The sequence below is a fragment of the Pseudomonas sp. HR1 genome (assembly GCF_030175875.1).
In the GTDB taxonomy this organism is placed as follows: Bacteria; Pseudomonadota; Gammaproteobacteria; order Pseudomonadales; family Pseudomonadaceae; genus Chryseomonas; species Chryseomonas oryzihabitans.
The window spans coordinates 1-1,119 of the sequence record NZ_JASNRF010000029.1 but is presented as its reverse complement, the minus strand read 5'-3'; the positions used below and the strand labels follow the sequence as shown (position 1 = coordinate 1,119).

Genomic DNA, 1,119 nt, shown 5'->3' with positions numbered 1-1,119 from the left:
AGCAAACCCGAATCTGGTGACGCTCGCCAACGGACAAGCCTGGGTAAAGCACCTTGGGCCAATTCCCGCAGGCGCCTGCGTCGCCTTGCGTATAGGCTGGTCGCAACGCTGGCCGGACTGGGCTTGTATTCAGAGCCTCGTTGCCAAGGGCGTAGCATGCTGCGCGGGTTGCAGTCGTGAGGTCCTGCCTACCTCGAAGGAGCGCACGGAGTTGCCGCTTCCGGTCCTGAGACTAAGGATACCGATCAGGGCAGCGCCATCAGCCGCGATGACTATTCCGTCGAGTCCAACGTTCTCAGACGCGATCATTACCAGATTGAAGTGCTGGCCAACTAGGACCAGGTCCCCGAGGCCAGCACCCCAATTTCAGCGACCTTTCCCAAAATCGCCCGAGGTACTGGCTTTCCGGTGTGGGCGTTCGCCATTCTGCCCAACTAGCTAGCCAACGGCCTGCTAGGCACCCGCACAGTCCTTGATCAGCTAGGCGGCGTCTTCCGGCCCGATTGCAGGCTGCTCACCGGCACGGTGATCGCGGTCGGGCGAGAACAAGCTTTACGTGCTACCTGACTCATCTACATCAATGGGAAAGGTGAAGTTCGGATCGTCCTCACTCAAATCTTCGAAGGCGGACGCCAGCAGTAAACTGGGATCCTCAGGCAGATCAATTTCAGTCAAGGGCACAAGCTCCTCGTCACCTAGGTTTAGCGGTAACTGTTGCGCGAGATCCTTGAACATGAATTTGATCGCAACGACTCTTCTCGCCTCACGCTTCAGTTCGTAGGTGACATCCAATCTACTCTTGGTACGCAGCTCTTCCACAGCAGGATCAATCACGCGCTGGCGGAGATTGTTGAAGCGCTGGTAGGCGTCAGAAAGCCCTAAAGCGGTCCTGAGTGTCTCGATCTCGATGTATGCCCATCCGGTTTTCTTGAACTGCATGAGCATCTCAAACAGCCGAAACGAGTGAGTAGAGTCGAGACGAGCGACCCGGCGGAGGTCGTAGCTGGTGAGCTTGGTGTGAAGTCGGGATAGGTACGGCATAACGTGGATCGTGAAAGACAGCTCCACCCTCCCCTCGCCAGCGATGTAACGTGCAGCATCGACCCAGCGCTTACGTTC

At 57.3% G+C, this 1,119-nt stretch carries 1 protein-coding gene; it reads right to left on the bottom strand.

Annotation, left to right across the window (positions count from 1 at the left end):
- Positions 1-552: 552 nt before the first annotated feature.
- Positions 553-1,119 (bottom strand): replication initiation protein (locus QKY98_RS23375; RefSeq protein WP_284671673.1); only part of this gene is annotated, 567 nt, incomplete at its 5' end.